The sequence below is a fragment of the Sphingobacterium paramultivorum genome (genome assembly GCF_014109745.1).
GTDB classification, from domain to species: Bacteria; Bacteroidota; Bacteroidia; order Sphingobacteriales; family Sphingobacteriaceae; genus Sphingobacterium; species Sphingobacterium paramultivorum.
In genome coordinates this window covers 1,696,321-1,712,331 of sequence record NZ_CP058555.1, presented here as the reverse complement: position 1 = coordinate 1,712,331, position 16,011 = coordinate 1,696,321, and the positions used below count along the sequence as shown (strand labels likewise).

At 37.5% G+C, this 16,011-nt stretch carries 19 protein-coding genes; 11 read left to right on the top strand and 8 right to left on the bottom strand.

Translation table 11 applies throughout. From position 1 onward, the window contains the following. Nucleotides 1-8: 8 nt before the first annotated feature. From HS960_RS07425 to HS960_RS07415, 3 genes are all read right to left on the bottom strand, one after another. Nucleotides 9-194, bottom strand: a complete 186-nt coding sequence (locus HS960_RS07425) for a CsbD family protein (protein WP_075992699.1) — start codon at nucleotides 192-194, stop codon at nucleotides 9-11. Between the two features lie 45 nt (nucleotides 195-239). Next, nucleotides 240-512, bottom strand: coding sequence for a hypothetical protein (locus HS960_RS07420; protein WP_153847372.1), 273 nt, complete (start codon nucleotides 510-512; stop codon nucleotides 240-242). 180 nt (nucleotides 513-692) lie between these two features. Then, nucleotides 693-1,271: a hypothetical protein gene (locus HS960_RS07415; protein WP_075992701.1), complete on the bottom strand. Its 579-nt coding sequence runs from the start codon at nucleotides 1,269-1,271 to the stop codon at nucleotides 693-695. 145 nt (nucleotides 1,272-1,416) lie between these two features. On the opposite strand from HS960_RS07415, the gene HS960_RS07410 reads away from it, so the two are divergent. Next, on the top strand, nucleotides 1,417-1,767 hold the full coding sequence (locus tag HS960_RS07410; RefSeq protein ID WP_182331994.1) for a hypothetical protein: 351 nt from the start codon (nucleotides 1,417-1,419) through the stop codon (nucleotides 1,765-1,767). A gap of 58 nt (nucleotides 1,768-1,825) precedes the next feature. Here HS960_RS07410 and HS960_RS07405 read toward each other — a convergent pair whose 3' ends face one another. Next, complete coding sequence (locus tag HS960_RS07405) at nucleotides 1,826-2,077, bottom strand: hypothetical protein (RefSeq protein WP_153848526.1); 252 nt, start codon at nucleotides 2,075-2,077, stop codon at nucleotides 1,826-1,828. A 402-nt stretch (nucleotides 2,078-2,479) separates the two neighbouring features. On the opposite strand from HS960_RS07405, the gene HS960_RS07400 reads away from it, so the two are divergent. From HS960_RS07400 to HS960_RS07390, 3 genes are all read left to right on the top strand, one after another. Then, nucleotides 2,480-2,980 (top strand): RNA polymerase sigma factor, encoded by a 501-nt coding sequence (locus HS960_RS07400; protein WP_153848527.1) that lies wholly within the window; start codon nucleotides 2,480-2,482, stop codon nucleotides 2,978-2,980. 77 nt (nucleotides 2,981-3,057) lie between these two features. Further along, nucleotides 3,058-3,249: a hypothetical protein gene (locus tag HS960_RS07395; RefSeq protein WP_153848528.1), complete on the top strand. Its 192-nt coding sequence runs from the start codon at nucleotides 3,058-3,060 to the stop codon at nucleotides 3,247-3,249. A 387-nt stretch (nucleotides 3,250-3,636) separates the two neighbouring features. Further along, nucleotides 3,637-4,611 (top strand): DNA topoisomerase IB, encoded by a 975-nt coding sequence (locus HS960_RS07390; protein ID WP_159726623.1) that lies wholly within the window; start codon nucleotides 3,637-3,639, stop codon nucleotides 4,609-4,611. Here the strand turns inward: HS960_RS07390 and HS960_RS07385 are convergent. Further along, nucleotides 4,608-5,813 (bottom strand): NAD(P)/FAD-dependent oxidoreductase, encoded by a 1,206-nt coding sequence (locus HS960_RS07385; RefSeq protein WP_153848530.1) that lies wholly within the window; start codon nucleotides 5,811-5,813, stop codon nucleotides 4,608-4,610. The two genes, HS960_RS07390 and HS960_RS07385, sit on opposite strands and share 4 nt — an antisense overlap. A 128-nt stretch (nucleotides 5,814-5,941) precedes the next feature. Between HS960_RS07385 and ku the strand changes: the two genes are divergently transcribed. The 5 genes from ku (at nucleotide 5,942) to HS960_RS07360 (ending at nucleotide 10,245) form a co-directional block, all read left to right on the top strand. After that, nucleotides 5,942-6,697 (top strand): non-homologous end joining protein Ku, encoded by a 756-nt coding sequence (gene ku / locus HS960_RS07380; RefSeq protein ID WP_153848531.1) that lies wholly within the window; start codon nucleotides 5,942-5,944, stop codon nucleotides 6,695-6,697. Between the two features lie 17 nt (nucleotides 6,698-6,714). Continuing rightward, nucleotides 6,715-6,867 carry a hypothetical protein gene (locus HS960_RS07375; protein WP_182331993.1) on the top strand — a complete coding sequence of 51 codons (153 nt, stop codon included), beginning with the start codon at nucleotides 6,715-6,717 and terminating at the stop codon, nucleotides 6,865-6,867. A 6-nt stretch (nucleotides 6,868-6,873) separates the two neighbouring features. Beyond that, entirely contained in the window at nucleotides 6,874-7,500 is a 627-nt protein-coding gene (locus HS960_RS07370) for a hypothetical protein (RefSeq protein ID WP_153848532.1), read from the top strand. Between the two features lie 163 nt (nucleotides 7,501-7,663). Further along, nucleotides 7,664-9,832, top strand: a complete 2,169-nt coding sequence (locus HS960_RS07365) for a GAF domain-containing sensor histidine kinase (RefSeq protein ID WP_182331991.1) — start codon at nucleotides 7,664-7,666, stop codon at nucleotides 9,830-9,832. 113 nt (nucleotides 9,833-9,945) lie between these two features. Then, nucleotides 9,946-10,245, top strand: a complete 300-nt coding sequence (locus HS960_RS07360) for a hypothetical protein (RefSeq protein WP_153848534.1) — start codon at nucleotides 9,946-9,948, stop codon at nucleotides 10,243-10,245. 7 nt (nucleotides 10,246-10,252) lie between these two features. Here the strand turns inward: HS960_RS07360 and HS960_RS26770 are convergent, their stop codons facing one another. The 3 genes from HS960_RS26770 to HS960_RS07340 all read right to left on the bottom strand — a co-directional run bounded on the left by HS960_RS26770 (nucleotide 10,253) and on the right by HS960_RS07340 (nucleotide 13,915). After that, on the bottom strand, nucleotides 10,253-12,271 hold the full coding sequence (locus HS960_RS26770) for a glycoside hydrolase family 43 protein (protein WP_202883767.1): 2,019 nt from the start codon (nucleotides 12,269-12,271) through the stop codon (nucleotides 10,253-10,255). A 266-nt stretch (nucleotides 12,272-12,537) separates the two neighbouring features. Next, on the bottom strand, nucleotides 12,538-13,194 hold the full coding sequence (locus HS960_RS07345) for a response regulator transcription factor (RefSeq protein WP_120334324.1): 657 nt from the start codon (nucleotides 13,192-13,194) through the stop codon (nucleotides 12,538-12,540). Between the two features lie 10 nt (nucleotides 13,195-13,204). Further along, on the bottom strand, nucleotides 13,205-13,915 hold the full coding sequence (locus tag HS960_RS07340; RefSeq protein WP_153848535.1) for a hypothetical protein: 711 nt from the start codon (nucleotides 13,913-13,915) through the stop codon (nucleotides 13,205-13,207). Between the two features lie 369 nt (nucleotides 13,916-14,284). Here HS960_RS07340 and HS960_RS07335 point away from each other — a divergent pair, with 369 nt between their 5' ends. Both HS960_RS07335 and HS960_RS07330 read left to right on the top strand, forming a co-directional pair. Further along, nucleotides 14,285-14,791 carry an RNA polymerase sigma factor gene (locus HS960_RS07335; RefSeq protein ID WP_075992714.1) on the top strand — a complete coding sequence of 169 codons (507 nt, stop codon included), beginning with the start codon at nucleotides 14,285-14,287 and terminating at the stop codon, nucleotides 14,789-14,791. A gap of 168 nt (nucleotides 14,792-14,959) precedes the next feature. After that, nucleotides 14,960-15,682: an SIMPL domain-containing protein gene (locus HS960_RS07330; RefSeq protein ID WP_159726619.1), complete on the top strand. Its 723-nt coding sequence runs from the start codon at nucleotides 14,960-14,962 to the stop codon at nucleotides 15,680-15,682. The last annotated feature ends 329 nt before the right edge of the window (nucleotides 15,683-16,011 follow it).

Below are 16,011 nucleotides of genomic sequence, written 5' to 3'. Positions count from 1 at the left end.
ATAAAATATTACAATTTATCCAGCCAGTTTTCTACCTCTTCTTTGGTTTTTCCGGTCTTTTGTTGCAATTTACCCAACAATTCATCTTCCTTTCCCTCTGCATATAACAGATCATCATCGGTTAAATCTGCATATTGCTGTTTCACTTTACCTTTCAGCTCGTTCCAACGGCCTTTCCATGTTAAATTACTCATAAATGCTCCTTGTTTTAAAAAAATGAAATGTGTGTACTTATATACTTATATCAATGTCTGTTTATAGCTATCAAAATGTTCACAGATTTCCTCTATCCCGATTCGCTTGCCCATCAAGTCTATAAAACGGTTTTTATACAATGAAAATATGTATAGTCCCGTTGCCAAACTTCCTATGACAAAAATACCTTCCAGCTCATTACTCTTCACAAGCTTATTGTTCAGACGGCACTCTTTGAGTAATGGAATGTTATAAGAAGACCATTTACCCATTTTATCTTTGAGTACCAAACCAATATTTTTTGTCCCTGTCATCATTTCAGCTCCTTTTATTAGAAAAACAGCTACGTTGCTTCAAATGTTTTCTATTTTTGTCATTTTGAAAAGAATAGGTCTTTCATACACAAGAGCAAGTAATTATACGGTGACGTCCAAAAAAAATGTTTCCAATTGATCAATTGGAAACATGCTGTTAAAGATTGCTATTGCTATTTTTTGTTAGCGTTTACCTGGTAAATAGATTTGAAAACCTACGCCAACGCCTAAACCACTCGCACCGCTACCTGTATTAATATTGGCCTTGCTATAATTGTAGCCAAAGGTAGCTTCCAAAGCAACAGTTCGTGTGATAAAATGTGCATATCCAACATTGGCTCCTACCGCCAGCGCGACATCTTTGCCCCTAGAACTTCCTGAAATACCAATGTCTCCCTGTCCAAAAAACCGACCTGTACTTGATCCCGCATTTGGAAAGTAATAACGCACAAATGGCGCTACACCATAGGTCCATTCGTTATCAGCATCTTTTTGAGTAGCCAGACCAAGATTTGCCTGTGCACCAATAGCCAATCCATCGGACACGAAATAACCAGCTCGTGGTTGAAGTGCTACATTAAATGATTTTCCTTCAAAACTATAGCCAAGATTACCGATCGATCCACCGACCATCCAATTTCCTTGTCGAATAGGTTCAATTCCGACATCCGATGACATCTGTGGCGTGGTTTCAATTTTCTGAGCATGGGCCTGATACCCAATTCCTGCTGTTATTAATAAAAGAAGTGTCAATTTTCTCATAGTATCTCTATTATCTAAATTACTTTACTGTAATAACAAGATCGACAAATGAAAAGTTTTAAATTTATTCTTAAAATATATCGTGTTGTCATTTTTAAAAAAAGAGAACCAATCAGATTTGGCTCATGTTCCCATTAAAAAGACTATGAATACAGCAATTCAATTTGGCGATACTATTTCAGATTATTCCCGAGAAAGCTCCCCATTCTTGTACGAAATAGCCCCAATGAAAAACGAACCGGATAGCTACGATCTTAAGCCAATTTATGGGCCATCCAAGGTTTCGGATCGGGATGTGGTCAACCTCAAACTAAATTCTCCAAAAAGTATGGCTGGCCCTGATCCAAGTGAAGAAGAACAACGCGACCGTACCACTAAAGAAAAGATTAATACAGAAGAGGATCAACATAAAGAGAAACCAGATCATTCAGAAGAAGATATTTATGATACTGATTCAGAACAAAAAGAAAAGGACAAAAAAAACTCCCACAACTAAGGGAGTTTTTTTTGTGGATATAACGAAGAGGTACGAGTGACCTTTTCTAAGTGCTCCTTTAAGGTTTAGATTGTATAGCATTGATACTATCCTTCCTAAGCGTGTCTGCCAAACTGGTATCCTTCTGCATGCTCATTTTTTGTTGCTCGCTTAAATTGTACCTTGTTTCATCGGCAGCGCTCGGAGCGATATTGTCCGCCTGACCACTTCCCTCTGCTGGATTTTTATTTGGATTTTGGCACGCAAAGAATAGTGTGCTGCAAAATAATAACGTTCCCAAAACTACCGTGAATTTCTTGCTCTTTTTCATATTCTATTTTGTTTTTGTGATCAACCTTTTTCTTAAGAACCACATTCAGAACTTATTAGTTTAATAAAAACTGATAAAAAACAATCATTTAAACTTCTGCTTAAAAAAATAGACAGTTCCCATACTCCACTAAATACAGAAGGATACCCGTAATAAAGACATTTTTTAATGGAACAAATACCCAATTGACCAGTCCCAAATCTGTTGCCCATTTTTATCGGGACGCTTTCAATTGTGTATTCTTGTAGCGTTTAGGCTACAAAATGATCAATCCGCAGGTGTACGTATTTTTCCCGTATGCCTGTTTAAACAAGTTTTAGATGAACATGAAAACGTAAATGTAGCACTTTAATTGCACCTCCATGTATCAAATAAACATCAATCAATTTAACAAACGATACTATGAGCAATTCCAATTTGAATATTTTAGTCGAGGAAAAAAGAAGTCTTTTGAAACATTTTGCGGGGAAATTCACCAATGATCCTGATGAAAAAGAGGATTTAATTCAAGAGACGCTTATTCGTGCATTGAAATCGATCGATGATTTTATCCGTCATCCAAAATTAATGTCGTGGCTCTACGTTATTATGAAAAATGTTTACATTAATCAATATCGTAAAGCCAAACGTACAAACGACATCCATGAAACATACATCGGTCTAGAAAGCACTAACACTGTAGAATCCAATAAAAGTGACAACAAGTTTATCGCTGATGATATTCAAAAAGCGATGTGCAGTTTGTCGGAAGAAAATTACCAAGTGTTTCAATTGTTCCTCGAGGGATACAAATACCATGAGATCGCCACCTATTTTGGCATGCCCGAAGGAACAATCAAAACCAGGATACACATGACGCGAAAAAAGCTTCAAAAACAGCTTAAAATTTACAGATTAAAATAAAACAAAATGTAGCTTTTGAGGTTATCTACCTAGAGTAACTTAACCTGATAACTGACAATTCGCTAAATAATAAATATATGAAATCAGAAGTTAAAATAACAAATCAGCACAATATGGTCATTACGCTGATTATCTGTGGCGGTCCTATTGGAAAGGGAAATGGTAAGACCATTGTACAAGCGGAAGTTCCGAACACATTAGACAAAAATCGAACTAAAGTAGACACCGAAAAAGGTAAAAAATCTTCTTCTGTAAATAAAACAAAATAGATTAAAATTTACGATTATAGCTATAGCGGGCTGCTTTTGTAAAAAAAGCAGCCTTTTTTTACCTCTTTCTTTTTAATTATCTGATAGTCCATCCCCCATTCTGTTGAAAATACCTTTTATATGTGAATTATACGCATCTTATCTTTTTCGAAAACCGGAGAGACCTCTCATCCGTTCTTACAAGAAAGATTAAAAATTCACTCATCAGCATGATATAATGGAAACCAACCTTATAAATGACCATAGAATGATCAACGATCTTATACAGATCAACCATGATCGAATTGCTGATTAACAAATGGCAACTGATATGGTCTCAAGCATCCACATAAGAAATTTAAATAACATTTTTGGGTTTAAGCATACGTTGACTTTGGAGATTATTATATGAAAGTAAAAGCCGGTTATACAAGAAAGAAAATAGGCAGGTCTTTTAAATATTTCGATACATCAGGAACAGAAGTATATGATAAAAAGATCTTAGAAAGAATTACGAAACTGGTTATTCCACCCAACTGGAAGGATGTATGGATTGCCAAAAGTAAGACCAGTGATCTGCAAGCTTTTGGATTCGATCAAAAAGAGCGTAAACAATATATCTACCATACGAAATTCGTTGACCAACGGCAAGCGGCAAAGTTCAGCAATATTCTTTTTATGGGTAAATATTTGCAAGAATTAAGAAAGATCAGCACTAAACATCTCAAACATCAGGTTTGGGATATGGACAAATTGTGTGCAATTGCTTTTAAAATTATGGACAGCACATTAATTCGTATCGGTAATAAGCGCTATACACTGACCAATAAGTCATATGGCCTAAGTACACTGGAAAAAAGGCACGTCACCATCGAAAACAACACGATATCTTTGGCTTATAAAGGTAAAAAGGGTGTTTTTCAGCAAAAGTCATGGGCCAATAAGCAACAAGCTAAGCTTCTGGAAGAACTTTTAAAAATGAAGGGAAAAAGGATATTTCAGATTGATAGTGCTACCTGCGAAAGCACGTTCTGCGGTGCCGCCTTTAATCAGTATCTCCGGAAGAATTCTACGGGTCAGATCAGCTGTAAAAGCATTCGTATTTGGGGAGCCAGTCGAGAAGCTTTTTACCAGCTCGCCCAAACAAAACAGGCGGAGGCACTTAATGCCCGAAAAAGACAGTTAAACAAGGTCATTAAACATGTTGCTGAGCAGCTCGGCAATACAAAGACTGTTTCACAGAATTATTATATCCATCCTGCCATACAACGTTTATTTATGGAGGGAAGATTCCCCAGTATAAAAAGTAAATTGCCGCTTGCGAAATTAGAGGATAAATTATACCGTTTTCTGCTTAAACACACCGATAAGGCAATTGTTTAACGTCCAAACCTAAACCATTCGTCCAATGGATGGCTTAGGTTATTCATCCAGCATGCTGCCATATCCATGGCGGCAACAGAAAATGTGATACCATTTCCACCGAAACCACACACAAAGTATGAGTTTTTAAACTTTTCATGTTTTCCGATATAGGGCAATCCATCTTTGGTTGTTCCAAAAGTACCAGCCCAGGCAAAATCTGCGTGAAAGACCCTATCGGTAAAAATTTTGTTAAATGACTTTTCCAATTTAAGTGATTTCGCTGAAATGAGACTATCTCGCTTAATGGGGTCTTTAAATTCTTCATCTTCTCCCCCAATCAGAAACCTATGATCATCTGTGGTACGCATATACAGATAGGGTTCAGTAGTATTCCAAATGAGCAGATCGCGATACCGATCATAATTGTCTTTATCGACTTCTGACACGATTGCGAATGTACTCAATAGATCGACAAATTTTTCAGGAATAAGGTTTGTCGTTTCGTATCCTGTACAATAAATAATTTTCTTCGCTTTGATTTTAGCTCCTGTCGAAGTGGTTACAAGATTATGCCCCGACTTATATAATACAGAGTCTAAGGCTGTTTTGTCGAAAATCAATAATCCCTTTCTAACGTTGTATGCCAGCAGTTCATGTGTAAAGCAAAAGGCGTCTATGCTTGCCCCTAAAGCCGAGAGAATTCCAGCATAAGCGCCATGTATAGCATAACGATCCCTGATATCTTGTTCCGTTAACCATTTAACATCAAAACCCGCCGCTTGTCGGGCTTCAAACTCTTGCTTCAACCAGGAGATATCTTTTTTCCTTGCCGCGTAGTAGAGTGACTTTTTTGTTCGAAAACCAGCTTTGGACCGGATTTTCTTTGCGATTTTCCCCAATTTGACAATTGCTTCACCACAGGCTCTGTAGCTCGCTACTGCAGCCTCTTCACCAATTAATTCCTTTAATCTATACAAAGGCACATCAATTTCATATTGCAACATAGAGGTTGTTGCCGCCGAACTCCCATTCACAATTTCACGCTTGTCGATAAGAATACATTTCTTTCCATCGTTTATGCATTGATGTGCGATCAGGGCCCCTGTAATGCCGCCTCCAACGACAAGAACATCACAGCTACGATCATCTTGCAAGGAAGGATAACTGTTTAGAAGACCGTTTTTTATTAACCAGAAAGGTTCATTTGACTTTAAATCCATTGTAATAGAAGCTTATTGAATGTTTGTATAACTATTTCTGAAAAGAAATAGTTTGGTTGGCATTTTATTAAATTTCAAACCATTTGAGCATTACCAAGGTTATCTTATTAGCAATTAATAGATTACTTATGCGAGCAATTTGGACGGGGGCTATTGGTTTTGGTTTGGTCAATATCCCAATTAAAATATATAGTGCAACAGAGAGTGCTGCCTTAGATCTGGATATGCTTGATCGAAATGATCTATCCAATATTAAATTCAAGCGGGTAAATGAACAAACCGGCAAAGAGGTAAAATGGGATAATATTGTTAAAGGGTATTTCATGAAAGACCATTATGTCGTGCTGGAAGATGCGGATTTTGAAGACGCAAGTCCGGAAAAGACTAAACTTATCAATCTCCATGCTTTTGTCAAACTGATGGATGTAGACAGTATATATTTTGAAACGCCCTACTATCTGGAGCCACAGAAAGGTGGAGAAAAAGCCTATCAGTTATTGCTCAAAGCATTAGAAAAAACTAAAATGGCGGGCTTAGGGTCGTTCGTCATGCGAAATGTAGAACACCTAACCCTTATAAAGCCCTATCAGAATGCATTGGTTTTGAATAAAATACGTTATCAACAGGAAATCAGAGCACTTGATGAGCTTAAGTTACCTACTGCAATTAAAATTCAAAAAGCAGAAATGGATATGGCTACACAGCTGATCGAGCAACACAGCACATCCTTCGATATCAGTAGCTATAAAAACGAATATATGAACGAGCTCCTCAAAATAATCAAACAAAAAGATAAAGGTAAACGTCCTACCATACGAAAAATGAAGGTAGAGCATACAAAAGCGGATGATTTGCTTGCAAAACTTAAAGCAAGCCTAGGTTAAACAAAACACCCTGTGCCATGATACGTAAACTAAAATCAGGTCAATATCGAATATATGCCAAGCATCCTGATAAAGAAACGAACCGACGTCGGAATCTGGGTACATTTGATACCCTTGAGGAGGCAAAAAAACACGAGCAAGAAATTAAATATTTTAAGCATAAGAAGTGAAATAAGATGAAGAATATCATACCGGAACAGAAAGAAGGCAAGCACCTGGATTGCTTTGAATCCCTCGAGTTTCCAAGTAAAGCTATTGCCAATTTAGCCTATGTTTCGGCTATAAACAATCTTAGAAAGGTCAACCATTGGTATGAACTCGCTCAGATACCTGCCACTGTGTTTCAATTAACGGCGGGTTATGGTACTCCAATTGATAGTTTACTCGAATTACATGATTATATCCGACTCAATATTCCAGGACCGGGACTTCCAAGTAGTGATGGTTATGATTGGGTGAATGTTGTCAGCCTCATTTCAGACAAAACGGACGATTATAGTGTTTTTGCGATAACATTAAAACCTTGCCCCGATCCAAGCCATCCTGGGGATAAAAATACAGCTCATTTTTTTGAAGGGATTTCATCTTCAACCTTTCTGATCGAACAACGGAGGAATAGTATTTTGTTCCAGTACGCCGGAAGAAACGAGATCATCAATGTCGACAATGAGAATATGAGTGATAATGTCAGGAATTATTTCATTGGTCTAGCAGCTAAAATGGGGGCATCTTACCCACAATGGAAATCACTTCTTAAAGGGATGGCCCATGCAATCGCCAAAGAGTTTAATGTTCAGCATTAGTTCCTTCTGCCGAACGGAAATTGGCCGGACTTTAATTTCAAAGTAAAAAGAACCCAATAAGGCAATTTTATAAATTTATAACGTTCTGTTATCAAAGATTCGATCTATGTTGTCGTAATTTTTTTTGTATATTTATGTATATCATAAGAAGTTTTGGGGTATTATGAATCATACATTTCAATCTAACAATCAAACCATCATTACGCTTCAATCTTTTGGCAGTCTGGTCATCTTAGATCGACATTTTAATGTCGTTGGGGTAACCGAATCTGTCGTAAATGATCACGACGCCAAAGAGAACTTATTAGGAACTCATTTCTTTGATAGCTTTAGCAATACATTCGGTGAAGCGTTATCCAAAATCAAAAATGCAGTAACTGATCTACTTGAAAACAGGCAGTCGCGCCATATTTTACCCATTAAAATGAGAAAAGAACGTGTTTACGTAAAATTGCGAAGACACGATGAATACTTCTATATCGAGTGGGAACAACAACACAAAAAATACATTGCCGCAAAAAAAATAAATGAGCTTAATTTTTTGCTAGATACTATTCAACCGAATAATTGGGACCGTGTTTGTTCCGCCATCAACAAATTACTGAATTACGATCGGGTTTTCGTTTTGCAGGTTCAGGAAACGGGATATAGTTCCGTGATTGCGGAACATACAGCAGATGGACAAGCCCATTTCAAAGGAATGGAATTCTCGAAAGATTTCATGCCTGAAGAAGTCTTGTCGTACTATCGGAGCTATTCATATCGATATGCTCCCAATATTAATATTGATGGACAAGAATTCTACTATACTGACGAAGGAATTGATCCGGTCTCGAGCTTATTATCACCTTTACCTGAACTTCATCGGCTTTTTTTAAAAAAGATAAATGTACAAAGCGCCTTGTTTTTTAGAATCTGTATCGATGATGACTTTTGGGGTCTTGTGGTCGCACAGAATGATGAAGAGCGGGTGGTCGATCTGCAGCAGCGAAAACTATGTACGTTTGCCATCCAGGCAGCCACCAGCAAGTATGAGAGCCATGTCAAACAAAATCTGTTGGAAAGAACGGAGCTTCTTAAACTCGCTGAAGAAGAGTTAAAAAGGAGCCTTTCTGAAAATAAAATGGTGAATTGTGCTTTGATACAGCATATGGATATCCTTACCCAGCTGGTCAATGCAGATGGATTGGCCATATTTAATCAGGGCGATGTCTTTAACTATGGTCATTCTCCGCAGAAAGCACAATTTTATGAAATCATTCAATTCCTGCAAAAACATACCGATAAAGCCCTCTTCAAAGATTATAACTTTCGGCTGAATCATCAGGATAACTTTAACGATAAACTTGATTTTGCGGGTCTCATGTATCTAAAGGTTGGCTTGGAAAACGATTATTACCTGGTTTGGTTTAGAAAGGAAAACCGCAATCAGGTGATGCAGATGGAGCTGAAAAATGAGCCGCATGAAAACAAGCAGCTCAAAATATGGGAAGATATGCGCTATGACGTTGCCAAACCTTGGAATGATGCTGAAATCAATTTTGTCCTTCGTCTGAATCAGATTATCAAGGAATCCATTTTTGCAAAACTAAAGGAACGTCAGTTGCTAAATGAAGAGCTGCTGATTTTGAACAATGAGTTGGAAATGTTTACACATACCCTCTCTCATGATTTAAAAAATCCTTTGTCCATCTTAAAAATGGGCATACAGTTTCTACAGCAGCACTCCGACAATATTGATTTTACAAAAATCAATACGTGGTACCAGAATTTCAGCAGAAGCGTTACAAACATTGAAGATATTATCAACAATATGGTCCAGTTGAGCCAGCACCGTTCCAGCGTTTTAGACAAGGAACCACTTCCTATGGCCTATACAATTCAGCGCATATTTCAAGAAAACAGCATTTTATATAACGTCAATAATTGCCAACCCACTTTTGGTACCCTATTACCAATTTGGGGCGAAAAAAGTGCCGCGTATCAAATTTTTTCAAATTTAATTGTTAACGCAATAAAATATTCTGCACAGGCAGACAGGCCTTTAGTGACAATAGATAGTTCCGACGAAGACGATTATACCCATTATCAGATCAAGGATAACGGTATTGGCATACCAAGTGACCACCTGCCTCATATTTACGAAATGTTTACCAGAGCCGACAATGTGGGTTCAATACCTGGTACGGGCATTGGGCTTTCGCTGGTGAAACGGATAATGGAACGATTGGGAGGAAGTATAGAAATTGAATCAGAGGTTGGTATAGGCACCGTTGTCCATCTCTACTTCCCTATTGTTAAGCCATTTCCTGAGCAAATGTTACTCGATTGATCTTTGTTTCAAATCCTGAACTCTTTCAAACTATTTTCCATCTAACGTTGTTCATTTAAGGAGAGTATATCATCCAATAAAAAGGATCTTATCACTTAAAAAAAAAATTGAAAATGGAAGAGATATTGCAACATGCAGTAGTAAAACGAGGTTTAATTATTGCCTATTATTTTAGTAACATCTGGTATCGTAAAGGATTGTTCGGGGAACGTACTATTCCCGATCCAAATGACACTGATCCCATCGAACATCCTGAACCAGATATAGATGAAACCGATCCTGAAGAAGAGGAGAATATCAACTACACACATAAAAATCCGCAGCCAAGAAGCAGTATAAGCCCTGGAAAGAAGTCTACCGCTAACTGGGACGAAAATGTAGAAAATCGGACCATATCCAAAAAGACAGATTGACCCTAGGTCAATCTGTAAAGATATTCAACTGTCCTTTTTCATCAAAAAAAACATCGCTAATAAAAACGATACGCTGATCTCCCGTTTTTAGGGTGCGGCCATGATATACACAGCGGATTTTTCCCTCCTTGTCCTGAAATAAACTATTATGCCCAGTACCCGAAACCACTCCACCTCTATTGGTATTCTTTTCAATGATCGGATTAGATGCCGATTTTTGATAGCTTCCCAAAGGAGCAGTTGCTGTTGCGTAGCCAACAGCATAATTGGCTCCTGCAAAATAATTGGCCGAATACATCATGTAGTATAATCCGTTTTCTTTGACCAAAAAAGAACCTTCTGTCCATCGTCTATTGACCTCACCTGAAGTAACTGATCTACTTTCCCATTCTGATTGTGCGTCGTTCATCGTAACTGGGGGGCGCATTAAAAGAACCGGATTCCCAATCACCTTCGTCATACTGCTATCCAATTCGACTCCGTAAACCCAGCTTTCTTCAATATTTTTATAGCCAAGTTTCTTCTCCGCCCAAGTTGCAATTTCTGATTCCACAGGATGTTCGTAGCAGCAGCGTGAATAGAACAGATAATTTCTATGGTCTTTATCTCTAAAAACATTCGCGTCAATGATGGGATATCCAGGATCAAAAATAGGTTTCCCGGTCAGATCTTTAAATGGCCCCAATGGACTATCCGCCACTGCAACTCCTATACGATAGTTTTCTAGGTGTTTTTTGGGATTTTCTTTCCAATGAGCACTATAATACATGTAATATTTGTTATTCACACGATAGACTTCAGGAGCCCAGAAATCCTTTTCCCCCCAACCATTCGGCTGTTTGGCATCGTATACTTTTCCCTCCTTTTTCCATGTCTTTAGATCTTTGGAACTATAGGCTATAAATCCATTTTTAGTCCCGCCGGTTCCATATAAATAGTATTGATCCGAAGGTGGATCGAATACAATAAAAGGATCACCAAAGGCTACATCTGTTTGATAGGATTTTCTAGGTTGCCTCGATCGTTGATCCGTGCTTAAAAATCGAAACTTTGCAGTGTCGAATTGGGGAGCCAAGACACCGTTGCTATTTGCCACAAATTGAATCGGTACTATGGCTGTCCGCCGAGGTGCAACTTTTTCATCTGAAAAATGTGTATGACAGACGTAATACCATTGCTTTCCTTTTTTGAAAATGTCGCCATGTCCAGTTCCGGCAAACCCGCTATTTTTACGGCTTAATGCAGGTTGACCTTCCAGTTTTTTCCAGGGTCCATAAATATTTTCAGCGATAGCAACCCCCACAGCGTAGTCCTTATTCCGAAAATCATTTGCCGAATAGAACATATAATAATATTTTCCCTCTCGAATGACGGTGGGACCTTCACTTACTGTCCACTCGGCATTTGCCGTATTTTCCCAGGGAAGTTCTGCATGGAGACATTCTTTCAGCGTTTCTTCCTTTATTCCGGAATAATCTGACTTCAGCTCCGCCACAAAAATTCTATTCCCTTCCTTTAACCTTACATGAAATAGGTATTTTTTTCCATCTTTATCGCGGAATACAAACGGATCAATTTGCTTTTGTCCGGTAGCAATTGGCACTTTAGCTGTTTGCTTAAAAGGACCCGTTGGAGCATCACCGACTGCGATTGCAATATGCTCATCGGCTGTGTAAGCCATATAAAACTTACCATTCTCAAACCATACTTGCGGTGCCCAAAACCCTTTTGATCCAAATATATCGCCCTTTACAGCCGCAAAACCTGAATTAACTCCCTCCGGACTTACCCAGGAATCTAAATCCTTGGACTGGTATACTTTAAAGCCCTGCTGTTCATGCTGATCACCATTCGTACCATAGAGGTAATAATTTCCTTTGTGATAGAATATGGTCGGATCCGCTTGAAAAATGTCATTTGTTGGCGTGTGCACATTTTCAATCTGATCTTTGTTTGTAGTTTGCGCAAATGTCCTTTGGACAAAAAACAGCAAGAGAGCAATAGGCAGCAAATATATTTTGTTCATTGATTATAATACATCATATAGGTGAAAGCCTAAAATTGAATAAATATTTGCTAAGACTGGAGGTAAATTGTATCAATTGAATATCAATTTGTATCAAATTAAAAATCTCCTGATAAAATTATCGAAATGCATTCCTTTTCAATTCCCACAAACCAATTTAATTTCCAGACTTGTTCTATCCGAAAACATTAAGATATATACACCAGCATACTGACACTACCTATACGTATCAAAATTTCCCTGATCATTTGTCAGGAAAATTTTCTCTAATTCAAAATTCCTCTTTCAAAAGCAAACTTAACCAGATGTGCCGTGTTTTTTACTCCCGCTTTGTCTATGAGGTTCTGACGATGGCCCTCAACAGTACGCTTACTTAAAAAAATCTTATCTGCAATTTCGACATTCGTGTAGCCTTCCGCAATCAATTTTAACACTTCCAATTCACGCTCTGAGATATCAAAATCCGTTTGCAATTCTCCTGGGATCTGCGCATAGCTTTGACCAGAACGGACTTGATCTAAAAGTATCATGGCGATCTCTTCGCTCATGTACCGTCCGCCGTTAGCAATATGATTCAACCCAAAAAGCAATTCGTGATAGCCAACATTTTTGACCAAATAGCCAGCGAGACCAGATTCAAACGCCTCAATGACATAATTAATCTGATTCAGCATGGATAGTATAACCACTTTAATAGATGAATACTGTTTGTTTAGGACCTGAAGCAATTCCATGCCGTCCATTTCATCCATACTGATATCCGTTAAGACGATATCAGGAACAGAATTTGCACTTAGGAAGTCGAGCGCCTCTTTGCCATTCGACGCTTCGCCAACGACTTCAAATCCTTCTTGAGATTCTAATAGTAATTTTATTCCGTTACGTACAACCATGTGGTCTTCAACCAATAGGATTTTTATCATTATTATCTTTTTAAATAGTCAATTTTAGTAAAATACCTGCCACAAGCGTATCGTTCATAATCTGCGCATTGTAGAGTTCTGCAATCTTCATCAAGCGCATTGGTCTGTTTTCGGGCTTTGATACTGACAAGGCTTCTCCTTGTTGAAAAAAAGGTGATACTTTGACGAGAATTTCAAATTCGATCACCTGCACTGAAATTGAGATCGACTGCGAGGCCATTTCATCATTTAAATATTGAAACATTGCAGTCAGAAATTTAAATAGATGAATTTGCGTCTGATGATGTAATTCTCGCAAATGAGGGTCAAGCAACGTATCAATTATAAAACCAGATCGTTTTTTGTAACTGGCAACGGCTTCATCAACGGCGTGAAAAATTCCCAGGTCATTTAATATGGGATTGTAAAGCAATCCCGCTTTATTGCGGATTTCTATAACTAAGGTAGTCAATGAATCACGTAGGCAACGTAATTCTTCAAAATCGCCATAACGATTAGTGAAATTCTGAAGCGATATACGCATTCCGTAAAGCTCCTGAGCCAGTTCATCGCGAAAATACCGTCCTATTTTTCCGATATCATCCTGTTGATTCCTAATAATCGATTTATAAAAATCTTCTTGGCTACCGTCCCATACCTCCTTTAACTCCGCCTGATCTTTTAGGCCTTCAGATTGGCCTTTCGGTCCATCTGATAGGTCAAAATATAGTTTTTTGTTCACGTCCCCCATATTGTTTTCCATTTCATGTTGTAACTAATAACCACTTCAAGGCACGAACAGTTTTAAAAATTAACACCTATTTAGATAAAAGATGTATCCTTTAAAGTACTACGTATAAATACGTGCAAGAAAAAGATAAATGGGGGAATTTAGACAGGAAAACACTTGTTGTTAAAGTAAAAAAGTTCAAATAAAGCACCAATATACTTAGTGAATAACCTATACAAAACACTGTACAATAACTATTTAGAATAATAAATAAATCTACTCGCTTGATAACACTTGCCTCAATCCATCCTTCCAAATTGTTTTTTCTAGCATCTTAATTGCAGAGAATGTAGAAAAGATAGACACTTAAAATTTGATAATATGGAAAATACAACAATCGATCAACTGTTTAAGGAAAAAAGGCCTACGTTAAAATATTTGGCAGCGCAATTTACGAACGATCCGGATGAACGGGAAGATTTGGTTCAAGAGACCATGGTGAGGTCGCTAGCATCTATCGAAAAATTCCTGAAACATCCGAAATTGATGTCTTGGCTCTATATCATTATGAAAAACACGTATATCAATCAATATACACGTAACAAAAGGTTAGAGAATTACAGAAGTGAATACATCAGCACTGGTTATCGCAATGAAATAACAACCAACCGCGGAGAAGATAATTTTGTTGCTTCTGATATACAGCATGCGCTCAATAATTTATCGAAAGACTATTATGACGCCTTTGCTATGTTTTTGGAAGGATTTAAATATTATGAAATTGCAGAGCATTTGCAAATACCGGAAGGAACAGTGAAAACACGTATACACATGGCACGAAAGTCATTGCAAAAACAGCTTAAGATTTACTCAAAAAGTATTAATTAAAAAATAGTATTATTTCAAGAACAAAAAGCAGGCTATAGCCTGCTTTTTGAATTTACACCCCGTTATTTTAGCTGACATTGTTTTAGTCGCTGCCTCTACCTCCGGATATATTTATTATATTTAGGGTGAAACTTACTAATTAAAATATCACTTTGAACATCATATAGTATGAAAAAGCAGTCAACCTCAATGTTTTTTATATGCTTGAGCAGCATAATTTTAATATCGTCTTGTGGTTCGGTATCAAAGGAAAGTGAAAACAGAATTCGTGTAAGTGGTGAAGGAAAGATTAGGATCATGCCCGACCAGGTCACCCTGACCATCAATACGACTTTCACAAAACCCAGAATGGTAGACGCGGTACGAGAAACACAAGCAACAGTCGACACGGTAATAGCGTTGCTCCAAAAATATGGGCATCAAAAAGAAGATATCAAAACGAGTAGCGTATCCGCAAATAAAGACTATCAATACATTGGTAATACCAATAAATTTATAGGTTATCAAGCACAGCAAACAATCGATTTTGTTTTACATGATTTATCGAAATTTACAGAATTAACGGGAAAATTGTTAGAAACAAAAATTAGTGGAATTGGTTCCATCTCATTTGACCACTCCAAAGCAGACAGTATTTTAAGAGAAGCAGATCTTATTGCATATGATGATGCTTTAAAATCGGCAAAAAAACTTGCATCTAGGGCTGATGTTAAAATCGGAAAACTGCTATTTCTGTCCAATGATGGAAGCGCATCCAACGAATCAACGCAGTACAGAACAGGGATGGCTTTAGAAACATTTAATAAGGGCTATGGTGGTGAAGGTTTTAAAATTGCTCCCGAAGTTTTAGAATTTAAAAGAACAATATTTACAGAATTTGAAATCAAATAGATGCCATACCGATTCTGTCACCAATCAACCAGCGTACTCGATTCAATGGTTGAATGAAAAAATAACGCTCGAGGGATAGTGTCTTAGCCGTTACGCGGAAGAATTAGCTACCGATGATCATCGAAATTATTTTTTCGTATATTTAACATATAGTTTATATCCAGTTCATATAAGTTTTGTTACTTTATAATGCGATAGTTAATGTAGTCAACGGAGTTAATGTATCTATTATGAAAACGATAAACTATTTTTTCCAGCGGATTATATTTAGAATCTTTTTAGGTCGATTCAGTTCATTCTATTCACCATTAAGATTCCACAAAACTTAA